Annotated in this window: 12 protein-coding genes; 10 read left to right on the top strand and 2 right to left on the bottom strand. The window is 69.7% G+C overall.

The genetic code is table 11. The annotated features are described in order from the left end of the window. Positions 1-104: 104 nt before the first annotated feature. From eccD to ACIHAA_RS16225, 7 genes are all read left to right on the top strand, one after another. Positions 105-1,562 (top strand): type VII secretion integral membrane protein EccD, encoded by a 1,458-nt coding sequence (eccD, locus tag ACIHAA_RS16255; RefSeq protein WP_399817480.1) that lies wholly within the window; start codon positions 105-107, stop codon positions 1,560-1,562. A gap of 94 nt (positions 1,563-1,656) precedes the next feature. Then, positions 1,657-2,265, top strand: a complete 609-nt coding sequence (locus ACIHAA_RS16250; RefSeq protein WP_399817478.1) for a hypothetical protein — start codon at positions 1,657-1,659, stop codon at positions 2,263-2,265. A gap of 255 nt (positions 2,266-2,520) precedes the next feature. After that, on the top strand, positions 2,521-2,811 hold the full coding sequence (gene rpsO, locus ACIHAA_RS16245) for a 30S ribosomal protein S15 (RefSeq protein WP_399817476.1): 291 nt from the start codon (positions 2,521-2,523) through the stop codon (positions 2,809-2,811). Positions 2,812-3,148: 337 nt separating this feature from the next. Then, a complete protein-coding gene (locus tag ACIHAA_RS16240; protein WP_399817474.1) occupies positions 3,149-5,368 on the top strand; it encodes a polyribonucleotide nucleotidyltransferase in 2,220 nt (739 codons plus the stop codon). Continuing rightward, positions 5,365-6,744 carry a M16 family metallopeptidase gene (locus ACIHAA_RS16235; protein WP_399817472.1) on the top strand — a complete coding sequence of 460 codons (1,380 nt, stop codon included), beginning with the start codon at positions 5,365-5,367 and terminating at the stop codon, positions 6,742-6,744. Before ACIHAA_RS16240 ends, ACIHAA_RS16235 begins: the two co-directional genes overlap by 4 nt. A 26-nt stretch (positions 6,745-6,770) precedes the next feature. After that, complete coding sequence (dapB, locus tag ACIHAA_RS16230; RefSeq protein ID WP_399817469.1) at positions 6,771-7,523, top strand: 4-hydroxy-tetrahydrodipicolinate reductase; 753 nt, start codon at positions 6,771-6,773, stop codon at positions 7,521-7,523. 7 nt (positions 7,524-7,530) lie between these two features. Then, positions 7,531-7,983 (top strand): hypothetical protein, encoded by a 453-nt coding sequence (locus ACIHAA_RS16225; RefSeq protein WP_399817467.1) that lies wholly within the window; start codon positions 7,531-7,533, stop codon positions 7,981-7,983. Positions 7,984-8,097: 114 nt separating this feature from the next. On the opposite strand, the gene ACIHAA_RS16220 is transcribed toward ACIHAA_RS16225, so the two are convergent. Both ACIHAA_RS16220 and ACIHAA_RS16215 read right to left on the bottom strand, forming a co-directional pair. After that, a complete protein-coding gene (locus tag ACIHAA_RS16220) occupies positions 8,098-8,676 on the bottom strand; it encodes a hypothetical protein (protein ID WP_399817465.1) in 579 nt (192 codons plus the stop codon). 122 nt (positions 8,677-8,798) lie between these two features. Beyond that, positions 8,799-9,035 (bottom strand): hypothetical protein, encoded by a 237-nt coding sequence (locus ACIHAA_RS16215; protein WP_399817463.1) that lies wholly within the window; start codon positions 9,033-9,035, stop codon positions 8,799-8,801. Between the two features lie 244 nt (positions 9,036-9,279). Between ACIHAA_RS16215 and thyX the strand changes: the two genes are divergently transcribed. The 3 genes from thyX (at position 9,280) to ACIHAA_RS16200 (ending at position 12,960) form a co-directional block, all read left to right on the top strand. Further along, positions 9,280-10,020 (top strand): FAD-dependent thymidylate synthase, encoded by a 741-nt coding sequence (thyX, locus tag ACIHAA_RS16210; protein ID WP_399817461.1) that lies wholly within the window; start codon positions 9,280-9,282, stop codon positions 10,018-10,020. Positions 10,021-10,247: 227 nt separating this feature from the next. Continuing rightward, positions 10,248-11,147, top strand: a complete 900-nt coding sequence (gene dapA, locus ACIHAA_RS16205) for a 4-hydroxy-tetrahydrodipicolinate synthase (RefSeq protein WP_399817459.1) — start codon at positions 10,248-10,250, stop codon at positions 11,145-11,147. Between the two features lie 127 nt (positions 11,148-11,274). Next, positions 11,275-12,960: a ribonuclease J gene (locus tag ACIHAA_RS16200; protein WP_399817457.1), complete on the top strand. Its 1,686-nt coding sequence runs from the start codon at positions 11,275-11,277 to the stop codon at positions 12,958-12,960. The last annotated feature ends 339 nt before the right edge of the window (positions 12,961-13,299 follow it).

The following is a 13,299-nucleotide window of genomic DNA, read 5'->3' as shown; positions in this document are numbered from 1 at the left end:
GCCCCCCGGGCGGCAGCGGATAGGGTGACGCTCCGCGCCCCACCAGCGGCGCGAGGACGTGAAAATGACGTGAAGAAGCCTTGTCTATCAGGGGGAACTACCAGGTGAGCACGGGGACTTCGACAGGCTTCTGCCGAATCACCATCGCAGCGCCGGACAGCCGAGTCGATGTGGCGCTGCCGGAGGACCTGCCGATTCAGGACCTCTTTCCCGAGATCGTCAGGCTCTCGGGCCTGGTCCAGCCGGACACCAGCCCCGCCGGCTACCACCTCGTACGCCGCGAGGGCCAAGTGCTCGACGCGAGCCGGTCGTTGCTGGAGCACCGGGTCAGGGACGGAGAGGTGCTGCTGCTGCGCACCTTCGCCGACTCGCTGCCGCCGGCCGTGCACGACGACGTGGTGGACGCGATCGCCGCCGCGGTCAAGCAGGACCTCCGCAGCTGGAACGACAACCTGATGCGGGTGGCCGGACTGGTCTCCGGCGCGCTGCTGCTCGTCATGCTCGGCTTCGTCTTCTGGTTCGCGGACCCGATACGCCATGACATGCACGGCCTCCAGGGCATCCTCGCCGGTGTGGTCGCTGTCGCCCTGACGGCACTCGCCGGGGTGCGCGCCCGCGTCTACGACGACCGCGGTTCGGCCGTCGCGCTCGGTGTCTCGGCCCTGCCGCACGCCCTCATCGCGGGCTCCGGCGTCATCCCCCAGGACGCGGGCCAGGGCCCCGGCAGGATCCAGTTCCTCGTCGGCTGTGTCGTCGTCCTCCTCTTCTCGATCGTGCTGATCATGCTGCTGCCGCAGGGCGACGCCCCCTTCGTGGCCGCCGCACTCGCCGCCGCGATCGGCACCCTCGCCGTGTTCTGCGGGGTGCTCACCGACGCCGCGCCCCGCCAGATCGCCGCGGGCACCGCGGTCGTCTCGCTGGCCGTCATCGGCTTCCTGCCAGGCTGGTCGGCCCGCTTCGCCAAACTCCCCATCGGCTTCCGCAACCCGGAGGATCTGGCCAGGGCCCGCCGTGAGGGCCGGGACGGCGACCTGGAGTCGGTCGACGTCCAGCGCATCGTCGCCCAGACCAGCCGGGGCCACGAACTGCTGCTCGGACTGGTCGGCGGCTGCGCCGCGGTCATCATCGGCGCGGGCGGCGCGGTCCTCGGCTTCAGCGACAGCGGCTGGGCCCAGCTGCTCGCCCTGTGCACCGGCCTCGCCGCGATGCTGCGCGCCCGCCTGTTCCGCTACACCGCCCAGGTGACCTGCCTGTTCGTGGCCGGTGTCGGCACCCTCGGCCTGCTGGTCCTGGGCCTCGCGATCTCGCCCCCGGCCGACATCCTGGTCGAACTGGTCCAGGGCAACTCCGGCCCCGTCGACATCAGGACCCTGTGGCTCGGCGCCTCGGTCGTGGTCGGCGTCCTGCTGCTGATCTCGATCGCCCTGATCGTGCCGCAGAAGGGCCTCTCCCCCTTCTGGGGCAGGATGCTGGACCTCGCGGACTCCCTGGTCCTGCTCTCCCTGGTCCCGGTCTGCCTGGCCGTCCTCGGCGTCTACGGGAAGGTGCGGGGCGGGATCTGACGCCCCCGGCGGCCGATGCCCGACGACCCGCGAGCGGAGGCCGGGACCGCAGTTTTGCCGACGCGAACTGCTGTTCCACTTCTACGCTGCCCCCATGACCTCGACCGACGAACGAAACGTCGACATCCGTCAAGAAGAATCCGACGGCGACGAGACCCGGCACACCGGGGGAGCAGGGGGAGCAGGAGAGAGCAGGGGGGCCAGGGGGACGGAGCAGCCGGATCAGCCGGAGAATCCGGCTGATCCGAAGAATCCGGGGGATCTTCAGCCAGGAGCGGCCGGAGCGGCCGGAGCGGCCGGAGCGGCCGGAGCGGCAGGAGCGGCCGGAGCAGCAGAAGAAGGGGACCCGCCCGAGCCCGAGTGGCACGATGATCACAGCGATCACAGCGATCAGGACGATCAGGGGTATGAGGACGACGACCAGGGCGACGAAGACCCCCACCGCTCCCTCACCCCCCGCCAGGCCCGCCGTATACGTATCGCGGTGGCCGGGACGATCATGGCCGCGGCCGCTGTCATCCTGGTCGTGGGGCTTCGCGAGCAGCCCTCGCTGCTCACCGTCGGTGTCTACGGCGCCACCCTCCTGCTGTGCGGCGTGGTCATCGAGCTGAGCCGCCGGGGACGGACCAGGATCGGCACCTGGCTGCTGGTGACCGGGCTGGTCGCCGTCGTCGTGGCGGACCGGCTGCTGCGGGCCGGCTGAGGGCACCGGCCGCCGGGTCACGGGTGGGGGCACCGGCCGCCGGATCACAGGTGGGGGAAACCGGTCGGCCGCGGGCTGGTACCCTGTGTGACGGCCGTTCGTGTACGCACTCCCGGACCTCGTCCCATGCCCCCAGGGGCCGACAGGGATCCCGGAGGACGCGCCCGGCGAGCCCGGCCTCCCGAGTCACAGAAGCTCTCCTGAGATGCAGACCAGGGGCACTCGGAGGCACTCAGAAGACTACGAGGAGTACGCGTGTCGCTCGACGCCGCTACGAAGAAGCAGATCATGTCCGAGTTCGGTACCAAGGAGGGCGACACCGGCTCCCCCGAGGTCCAGGTCGCTCTGCTGTCCCGCCGTATCTCGGACCTGACCGAGCACCTCAAGACCCACAAGCACGACCACCACTCCCGCCGTGGTCTGCTGATCCTGGTCGGCCAGCGCCGCCGCCTGCTGCAGTACCTGGCCAAGAAGGACATCCAGCGCTTCCGTACGCTGGTCGACCGCCTCGGCATCCGCCGCGGTGCGGCCGGCGGCGCCAAGTAAGACGCCGTGAAGGGAGCGGTTCCCACGAGAAGGGGGCCGCTCCCTTTGCTGTACGTGCGGACTGTCACCCCTGCTTTGTAGTGTGGTAGCACAACGCACAACAAAAGAAGTACCCAGTACGACACCGTGGGCGGAGCGCCCGGCCCCGCCGGACGCAGCCCCAGCACAACGAACGAGGAGAAGCGCACCTCGCCGCCGCCGGTCCTCGGTAGTGGCCCCCGGGGAGTGAACCCCGGGTGCTTCGATCGAAGACCGGCCCGCACCGGATGGCGCGCTTCTCCGCCACCGTCCCCCTGCCACACGGGCAGCACAGGACGAAGACGAGGAGAAAACGCTAGTGGAGAACGAGACCCACTACGCCGAGGCCGTTATCGACAACGGCTCCTTCGGCACCCGCACGATCCGCTTCGAGACGGGCCGCCTGGCCAAGCAGGCCGCCGGCTCCGCCGTCGCGTACCTGGACGACGACACGATGGTCCTGTCGGCCACCACCGCGTCCAAGAACCCCAAGGACCAGCTCGACTTCTTCCCTCTGACGGTCGACGTCGAGGAGCGGATGTACGCGGCCGGAAAGATCCCCGGTTCCTTCTTCCGCCGTGAGGGCCGTCCCTCCGAGGACGCCATCCTCACCTGCCGGCTGATCGACCGCCCGCTGCGCCCGTCCTTCAAGAAGGGCCTGCGCAACGAGATCCAGGTCGTCGCCACCATCATGGCGCTCAACCCCGACCACCTGTACGACGTCGTCGCGATCAACGCCGCGTCCGCGTCCACCCAGCTGGCCGGCCTGCCCTTCTCCGGCCCGATCGGCGGCGTCCGCGTCGCGCTGATCAACGGCCAGTGGGTCGCCTTCCCGACGCACACCGAGCTCGAGGACGCCGTGTTCGACATGGTCGTCGCGGGCCGGGTGCTCGAGGACGGCGACGTCGCGATCATGATGGTCGAGGCCGAGGCCACCGACAAGACCATCCAGCTGGTCAAGGGCGGCTCCGAGGCCCCCACCGAGGAGGTCGTCGCCGCCGGTCTCGAGGCCGCGAAGCCCTTCATCAAGGTGCTCTGCAAGGCCCAGGCCGACCTGGCCGCGAAGGCCGCCAAGCCGACCGGCGAGTTCCCGATCTTCCTCGACTACCAGGACGACGTCCTGGAGGCGCTGACCGCCGCCGTCCGCCCCGAGCTGGCCCAGGCGCTCACCATCGGCGGCAAGCAGGAGCGCGAGGCCGAGCTCGACCGCGTCAAGCAGCTCGCCGCCGAGAAGCTCCTGCCGGAGTTCGAGGGCCGCGAGAAGGAGATCTCCGCGGCGTACCGCTCGCTCACCAAGCAGCTGGTCCGCGAGCGCGTCATCAAGGAGAAGAAGCGCATCGACGGCCGCGGTGTCACCGACATCCGCACCCTGGCCGCCGAGGTCGAGGCCATCCCGCGGGTGCACGGCTCCGCGGTGTTCGAGCGTGGCGAGACCCAGATCCTGGGCGTCACCACCCTCAACATGCTCCGCATGGAGCAGCAGCTGGACACCCTCTCCCCGGTGACCCGCAAGCGCTACATGCACAACTACAACTTCCCGCCGTACTCCACCGGTGAGACCGGCCGCGTCGGCTCCCCGAAGCGCCGCGAGATCGGCCACGGCGCTCTCGCCGAGCGCGCCCTCGTGCCGGTGCTGCCGACGCGCGAGGAGTTCCCCTACGCGATCCGCCAGGTCTCCGAGGCGCTGAGCTCCAACGGCTCGACGTCCATGGGCTCGGTCTGCGCCTCCACCATGTCGCTGCTGAACGCCGGTGTGCCGCTGAAGGCCCCGGTCGCCGGTATCGCCATGGGCCTGATCTCCCAGGAGATCGACGGCGAGACGCACTACGTCACCCTCACCGACATCCTCGGTGCGGAGGACGCCTTCGGCGACATGGACTTCAAGGTCGCCGGCACCAAGGAGTTCGTGACCGCCCTCCAGCTCGACACCAAGCTGGACGGCATCCCGGCCTCCGTCCTGGCCGCGGCCCTCAAGCAGGCCCGCGACGCCCGTCTCCACATCCTCGACGTGATGATGGAGGCCATCGACCGGCCCGACGAGATGTCCCCGCACGCCCCGCGGATCATCACCGTCAAGATCCCGGTCGACAAGATCGGTGAGGTCATCGGCCCGAAGGGCAAGATGATCAACCAGATCCAGGAGGACACCGGCGCCGAGATCACGATCGAGGACGACGGCACGATCTACATCGGTGCCGCCGACGGCCCGGCCGCCGAGGCCGCCCGTGCCACGATCAACGGCATCGCCAACCCGACCATGCCGGAGGTCGGCGAGCGCTACCTGGGCACGGTCGTGAAGACGACCACCTTCGGCGCGTTCGTCTCGCTGCTCCCCGGCAAGGACGGTCTGCTGCACATCTCGCAGATCCGCAAGCTCGCCGGCGGCAAGCGCGTGGAGAACGTCGAGGACGTCGTCGGCGTGGGCAGCAAGGTCCAGGTCGAGATCGCCGAGATCGACTCCCGCGGCAAGCTCTCCCTGATCCCCGTGATCGAGGGCGAGGAAGCGGGCGACGAGGCGAAGGACGACACCGACAAGTGACGTCCCGTGGCTTGAAGGCGACGGCCCGCACCTCCTCGGAGGCGCGGGCCGTCGCCCGTACCCAAACCCTGATCAAGGGGGCGAACGGCATCGGCACCGTACGCAAGACCACGCTTCCGGGCGGACTGCGCATCGTCACCGAGACACTGCCCTCGGTGCGCTCCGCCACCTTCGGCATCTGGGCGCACGTCGGCTCCCGCGACGAGACGCCGTCCCTGAACGGCGCCACGCACTATCTGGAGCACCTGCTCTTCAAGGGCACGGAACGGCGCAGCGCGCTGGACATCTCGGCCGCGATCGACGCGGTCGGCGGTGAGATGAACGCGTTCACGGCGAAGGAGTACACGTGCTACTACGCACGCGTGCTCGACACCGATCTGCCGCTGGCGATCGACGTCGTCTGCGACATGCTGACCGGCTCGCTGATCCGCGAGGAGGACGTCGACATCGAGCGCGGCGCGATCCTTGAGGAGATCGCGATGACGGAGGACGACCCGGGCGACTGCGTGCACGACCTCTTCGCGCACACCATGCTCGGCGACACCCCGCTCGGCCGCCCGGTCCTCGGCACCGTCGACACCGTCAACGCCCTGACCGCGGACCGCATCCGCCGCTTCTACCGCAAGCACTACGACCCCACCCATCTGGTCGTCGCCTGCGCCGGAAACGTCGACCACAACAAGGTCGTACGCCAGGTCCGCGCCGCCTTCGAGAAGGCCGGGGCGCTCACCCGCCCGGACGCCGTGCCCCTCGGGCCGCGCGACGGCCGCCGCGGCATCCGCACGGCAGGCCGGGTCGAGCTGCTGGGCCGGAAGACCGAGCAGGCGCACGTCGTCCTCGGCATGCCGGGCCTCGCCCGCACCGACGACCGCCGCTGGGCCCTCGGGGTGCTGAACACGGCACTCGGCGGCGGCATGTCCTCCCGGCTCTTCCAGGAGGTCCGCGAGAAGCGGGGCCTCGCCTACAGCGTGTACTCGTACACCTCCGGATTCGCCGACTGCGGCCTGTTCGGCGTCTACGCGGGCTGCCGACCGAGCCAGGTGCACGACGTGCTGAAGATCTGCCGGGACGAGCTGGACCAGGTGGCCGAGCACGGCCTGTCCGACGACGAGATCGCCCGCGCCATCGGCCAGCTCCGCGGCTCCACGGTCCTCGGCCTGGAGGACACCGGCGCGCTGATGAACCGCATCGGCAAGAGCGAACTGTGCTGGGGCGACCAGATGTCCGTCGACGGCATGCTGGCCCGGATCGCCGAGGTCACCCCGGACGACGTCCGGTCCGTGGCCCGCGAGGTCCTCGGACAGCGGCCCTCGCTGTCCGTCATCGGCCCGCTGAAGGACAAGCAGGCGTCCCGTCTGCACGACGCGGTCGCGTAATCCCCCTTTCGGTAAGGAAGCAAGAGATGAGCAAGCTGCGCGTGGCGGTCCTGGGCGCCAGGGGCCGCATCGGTGCGGAGGCGGTACGGGCCGTCGAAGCCGCCGAGGACATGGAACTGGTGGCCGCCCTCAGCCGGGGCGACAAGCTGGAGACCCTGGTCGACACGGACGCCCAGGTGGCCGTCGAGCTGACCACCCCTGCCTCGGTGATGGGCAACCTCGACTTCTGTGTGCGCCACGGCATCCACGCCGTGGTGGGCACGACGGGCTGGACCGAGGAGCGCCTCGCGCAGCTGAAGGGCTGGCTGGCCCTGTCCCCGGAGACGGGCGTCCTCATCGCCCCGAACTTCTCCATCGGCGCCGTGCTGACCATGAAGTTCGCCGAGGTCGCCGCCCCGTACTTCGAGTCCGTCGAGGTCGTCGAGCTGCACCACCCAAACAAGGCGGACGCCCCCAGCGGCACCGCCACGCGCACCGCGCAGCTGATCGCCGCCGCACGGCGGGCGGCGGGCAGCGTCCCGCAGCCCGACGCCACGGTCACCGCCCTGGACGGCGCCCGCGGCGCAGACGTCGACGGGGTCCCGGTGCACGCGGTCCGGCTGCGCGGCCTGCTCGCCCACCAGGAGGTACTGCTCGGCGGGGAGGGCGAGACCCTCACCATCCGCCATGACTCGCTGCACCACAGCAGCTTCATGCCGGGCATCCTGCTCGGTGCCCGCCGCATCGTGACCACCCCGGGCCTCACCTTCGGCCTCGAACACTTCCTCGATCTGAAGTAGCCGGTCCATGCGCGCGAAGATCACCTATGCCGTCACGGCCGCCGTCCTGGTCGTCTACTTCGTCCTGGTCGGCAGCCGGGGCGTGCTGCTGATCCAGGCCGGCACCGCCGTCACCGTGCCCTTCGGTATCGCGGTGCTGATCCTGCCGGTCATCGGCGTCTGGTTCCTGTGGAAGAACACCCAGTTCGTCCGCAAGGCCAACCGGCTCGCCGCCCAGCTGGACGCCGAGGGCGGTCTGCCGGTCGACGAACTCAGGCGCACGTCCGGCGGCCGGATCGACCGCGACTCGGCCGACGAGGTCTTCGCCCGGCGCAAGGCCGAGACGGAGGACGCCCCGGACGACTGGCGCAGCTGGTTCCGGCTGGCCGTCGCCTACCACGACGCCCGGGACACCCCCCGGGCCCGCAAGGCGATGCAGCGGGCGATCGCCCTGCACGAGGGCAGACCGCTCCCGTCCTGAGCGTCGGTACCAACGGAACACACACGGACGAGGGGCCGTCCCGCACTGTGCGGGACGGCCCCTCGTCCATACCGGTCCGTGTTCTCCGAACGTCCTGCCTGGTGAGTCGGCGCCTCAGGCGGCGGTCGCCGCCGGTGCGGCCCCGGCGTACTCCGCGGCCCACGCCTCGACCGTGTCCGCGGCCCGGTCGAACGCCTCAGGGCGCGCCAGGAAGTCGGCGTTGTGCGTGGTCAGCAGCGGCGGCAGCTCCTCGTCCGCACGATCGCGGCGTACGAGGACCAGCGCCTGCCCCTGCACCGTGCGCGGAAGCCCGAGCCAGCGCACCGGCTGCTGCGTCGTCCGCACCGGGCCGACCTGGCCCCAGGGGACGGTACGCGTGAGGACGAAACCCACCCGGCGCAGCCCGTGTGCGCTCACCCAGACGCCCATGCGCAGCAGCCGCAGGGCTCCGGCGACCACGGCCAGCGCGATGACCAGGACCAGGACGGCGCCGGACATCGTGCCGGTGAGCGCGATGACGACAGCCGCGAAGAGCACGTACGAGGCCAGGAGCAGCAGAAACGCCGCGGCCGCGACCCGCCAGGGGCCGGGACGGTAGGGACGCCGCCAGCGGTCGCGGTCGTCGTACGGCAGCGGGCTGTCGTCCGCTGCCTGCTCGAAAGCGCGGTCGGCCGTCAGAAAGGACAGGGGCACGACTGATCCTCACTCGGTCACGGGGCTGTGCCCGGTGAGGCTATCGAGCCGTGTCCCCGCCCACCACTTGTGGGGGTCCGACGGAGTGCGGCCCCCGGCGCCGGCGGGACACCCCCGGCGCCTCAGCGGCCGTCGGAGGCCTCGGAGTGCTGCGTCGCCGCGGGCGACTGGTGCGACATCGCGGGCGTCCCGATGACCAGGGCGCCCACGAGCCCGGCCACGATGGTGAGTCCCGTCAGCCAGCGCCCGGCCAGCTGGCCGGCCGAGGCACGCTCACGGGGTGGGCGGGTGACATTGCTGCGGAAGGAGTCGGCTTCGGCGAGGAAGGCGAACGGTACGGGTTCGCGCCGACGGAACATGGGGGTGCTTCTCCTCTGGGGGCTCGATGGGACCGGGTTCCCCGGGCTTGCTGATGACCGGGTGACCCGAACGGGGCGCCGTCACTCATACAGACGATCGGAATCGGGAAAGGGTGCCCGCCTTTCGCCGATTTCGCGGAACTTCGCCGCCGATGTCGTGGACCGGTGCCGAACGCCCCGGTGTCGGTGCCGGGCCGTAGAGTGGGCGCCGCCCGAGCCAGTGATGGGAAGGACCCTGCACACCGTGACCGACACCCCCGCCGACGACCTCAAGCCCAGTTTCCGCAGCGATGTCACCGTCGAGCTGGTCAAGCACAGTGCGGCCGACTCCGACGTGCTCTGGGCCGCCCGTGTCTCCACCGCCGGCGAGCAGTCCCTCGACGAGCTGAAGAAGGACCCGGAGCGCTCCAAGGGCCTGATCAACTACCTGATGCGGGACCGGCACGGCAGCCCCTTCGAGCACAACTCGATGACGTTCTTCATCAGCGCCCCGATCTTCGTCTTCCGCGAGTTCATGCGGCACCGCGTGGGCTGGTCGTACAACGAGGAGAGCGGGCGCTACCGGGAGCTGGAGCCGGTCTTCTACGTCCCCGACGAGGCCCGCAAGCTGGTGCAGGAGGGCCGCCCCGGCCAGTACCGGTTCGTGGAGGGAACCCGGGCGCAGCAGGAGCTGGTCGGCCGGGTCATGGAGGACACCTACGTCCAGGCGTACGCGGCGTACCAGGAGATGCTCGCCGCGGGTGTGGCCCGCGAGGTCGCCCGTTCGGTCCTCCCGGTCGGCCTGTTCTCCTCGATGTACGCCACCTGCAACGCCCGCTCGCTCATGCACTTCCTCGGTCTGCGCACCCAGCACGAGCTGGCCAAGGTGCCTTCCTTCCCGCAGCGGGAGATCGAGATGGTCGGCGAGCGCATGGAGGCGGAGTGGGCCTCGCTCATGCCCCTGACCCATGCGGCCTTCAACGCCAACGGCCGAGTGGCGCCGTAATTTCGGGCGCCTGCGATCAGGCCCCTGCCCGCTGGGCCGGGCACAGATGTGCGGTCAGCCGAGTGAAGTGTCCGTATTGCGGCATTTCGAGAAGTTCATCTAGCCTGATCAAACGGACCCGGCACTGCTTGAACCCCCGAGCAGGCAGTGCCGGGTTCCACCTTTGTCAGGACTTTCCCCGCACCCGCGGGCAGACCCCGCCCTGAGCAACGAGTAGCGTGTATGCCATGGCTCCGACCTCCACTCCGCAGATCCCCTTCGGGCGGGTCCTCACCGCCATGGTCACGCCGTTCACGGCGGACGGCGCGCTCGACCTCGACGGCGCGCAGCGGCTCGCCGCCCACCTGGTGGACGCAGGCAACGACGGCCTGATCGTCAATGGCACCACCGGTGAGTCGCCCACCACCAGCGACGCGGAGAAAACGGAGCTCGTACGAGCGGTCCTGGCGGCCGTCGGCGACCGGGCCCAGGTCGTGGCCGGAGTCGGCACGAACGACACCCGCCACAGCATCGAGCTGGCGCACGCGGCGGAGAAGGCCGGCGCCCACGGACTGCTGACCGTGACGCCGTACTACAACAAGCCCCCCCAGGAGGGCCTGTACCGGCACTTCAAGGCGATCGCCGACGCCACCGAGCTGCCCGTGATGCTCTACGACATCCCGGGCCGCAGCGGCGTCCCGATCACCACGGAGACCATCGTCCGGCTGGCCGAGCACCCGCGGATCGTCGCCAACAAGGACGCCAAGGGCGACCTCGGCCGTGCCAGCTGGGCCATCGCCCAGTCCGGCCTGGCCTGGTACTCCGGTGACGACATGCTGAACCTGCCGCTGCTCTCGGTGGGCGCGGTCGGCTTCGTCTCCGTCGTCGGCCATGTCGTCACCCCGGAGCTGCGGGCCATGGCCGAGGCCTACACCGGCGGCGACGTCCAGAAGGCGCTGGAGATCCATCAGAAGCTGCTCCCGGTCTTCACCGGCATGTTCCGCACCCAGGGCGTTATGACCACCAAGGCCGCGCTGGCGCTCCAGGGGCTGCCCGCCGGACCGCTGCGCCCGCCCATGGTGGAGCTTTCGCCCGAGGAGACCGCCCAGCTCAAGATCGATCTTGCAGCCGGCGGGGTAGAGCTCTGACACAGACTTCACAACTGAATAGGCAGGACTCAGGTGCCTGCATTCCAACCGACAACTGCTGTTGCACGAACGTCATGCGCGCCACGTGCCCCCACCGGTACGTGGCGCGTGTGGTGAGGAGAGTCTTTTGAGTCATCCGCATCCCGAACTCGGCCCGCCGCCGAAGCTGCCCGAAGGCGGCCTGAGAGTCACCCCGCTCGGCGGCCTGGGCGAAATCGGCCGGAACATGACCGTCTTCGAGTACGGCGGCCGCCTGCTGATCGTCGACTGCGGAGTGCTCTTCCCCGAGGAGGAGCAGCCCGGAATCGACCTGATTCTGCCCGACTTCTCGTCGATCCGTGATCGCCTCGACGACGTGGAGGGCATCGTCCTCACCCACGGCCACGAGGACCACATCGGCGGCGTCCCGTACCTGCTGCGGGAGAAGCCCGACATCCCGCTGATCGGCTCCAAGCTGACCCTCGCCCTGATCGAGGCGAAGCTCCAGGAGCACCGCATCCGCCCGTACACGCTCGAGGTCGCGGAGGGCCAGCGGGAACGCGTCGGCCCCTTCGACTGCGAGTTCGTCGCGGTCAACCACTCCATCCCGGACGCGCTGGCGGTCGCCATCCGGACCCCGGCCGGCATGGTCGTCCACACCGGCGACTTCAAGATGGACCAGCTGCCGCTGGACAACCGGCTCACCGACCTCCATGCGTTCGCACGGCTGAGCGAGGAAGGCATCGACCTTCTTCTCTCCGACTCCACCAACGCGGAGGTCCCCGGGTTCACCGCGCCCGAGCGGGACATCTCCAACGTCCTGCGCCAGGTCTTCGCGGGCGCCCGCAAGCGGATCATCGTGGCGAGCTTCGCCAGCCATGTCCACCGCATCCAGCAGATCCTGGACGCCGCCCACGAGTACGGCCGCCGGGTCGCCTTCGTGGGGCGGTCCATGGTCCGCAACATGGGTATCGCGCGGGACCTCGGCTACCTGAAGGTGCCGCCCGGCCTGGTGGTGGACGTCAAGACCCTGGACGACCTTCCCGACAGCGAGATCGTGCTGGTGTGCACGGGCTCGCAGGGCGAGCCGATGGCGGCGCTGTCCCGGATGGCGAACCGGGACCACCAGATCCGCATCGTCCAGGGCGACACGGTGATCCTGGCCTCGTCGCTCATCCCCGGCAACGAGAACGCGGTGTACCGCGTGATCAACGGTCTGACCCGCTGGGGCGCCAATGTCGTGCACAAGGGGAACGCCAAGGTGCACGTCTCGGGCCACGCGTCCGCGGGCGAGCTGCTGTACTTCTACAACATCTGCCGCCCGAAGAACCTGATGCCGGTCCACGGTGAGTGGCGCCACCTGCGGGCGAACGCCGAACTCGGCGCGCTCACGGGTGTCCCGCACGACCGGATCGTCATCGCCGAGGACGGCATCGCCGTCGACCTCGTCGAGGGCAAGGCGAAGATCTCGGGCAAGGTCCAGGCGGGATACGTCTACGTCGACGGCCTCTCGGTCGGCGATGTGGGAGAGCCGGCGCTCAAGGACCGCAAGATCCTCGGCGACGAGGGCATCATCTCGGTCTTCGTGGTGGTGGACTCCTCCACAGGCAAGATCACCGGCGGTCCCCATGTGCAGGCCCGCGGCTCGGGCATCGAGGACTCGGCCTTCACTGCCGTGCTCCCGAAGGTCGCCGAGGTGCTGGAGCGGTCCGCGCAGGACGGCGTCGTCGAACCGCACCAGCTCCAGCAGCTGATCCGGCGGACCCTGGGCAAGTGGGTCTCGGACACCTACCGGCGCAGACCGATGATCCTGCCCGTGGTGGTCGAGGTCTGACAGTCGGTCAGGTTCCGTACGCGGGTGAACCGGGAGCGGGGACCCTCGATTTGCATCGAGGGTCCCCGCTCCAGTACGTTTACGGCTCCGCCAGCGGGGGAACCCGGCGCCGATGAGCGTCAGGGACCAGCCCCGGCAGGGCGGAAATCCTGACTCAGAACTTCTGATAAAGTCGGGAAAGCCGGAAAGGGAAACGCGGAAGCGGGAACCTGGAAAGCACCGAGGAAATCGGATCGAGAAAAGATCTGATAGAGTCGGAAACACCGAAGGGAAGCGCCCGGAGGAAAGCCTGAGAGAGTCTCTCGGGTGAGTACAAAGGAAGCGTCCGTTCCTTGAGAA

The sequence above is a fragment of the Streptomyces sp. NPDC052040 genome (genome assembly GCF_044548405.1).
Classification (GTDB): Bacteria; Actinomycetota; Actinomycetes; order Streptomycetales; family Streptomycetaceae; genus Streptomyces.
This window is presented reverse-complemented; position numbering and strand designations above follow the sequence as displayed.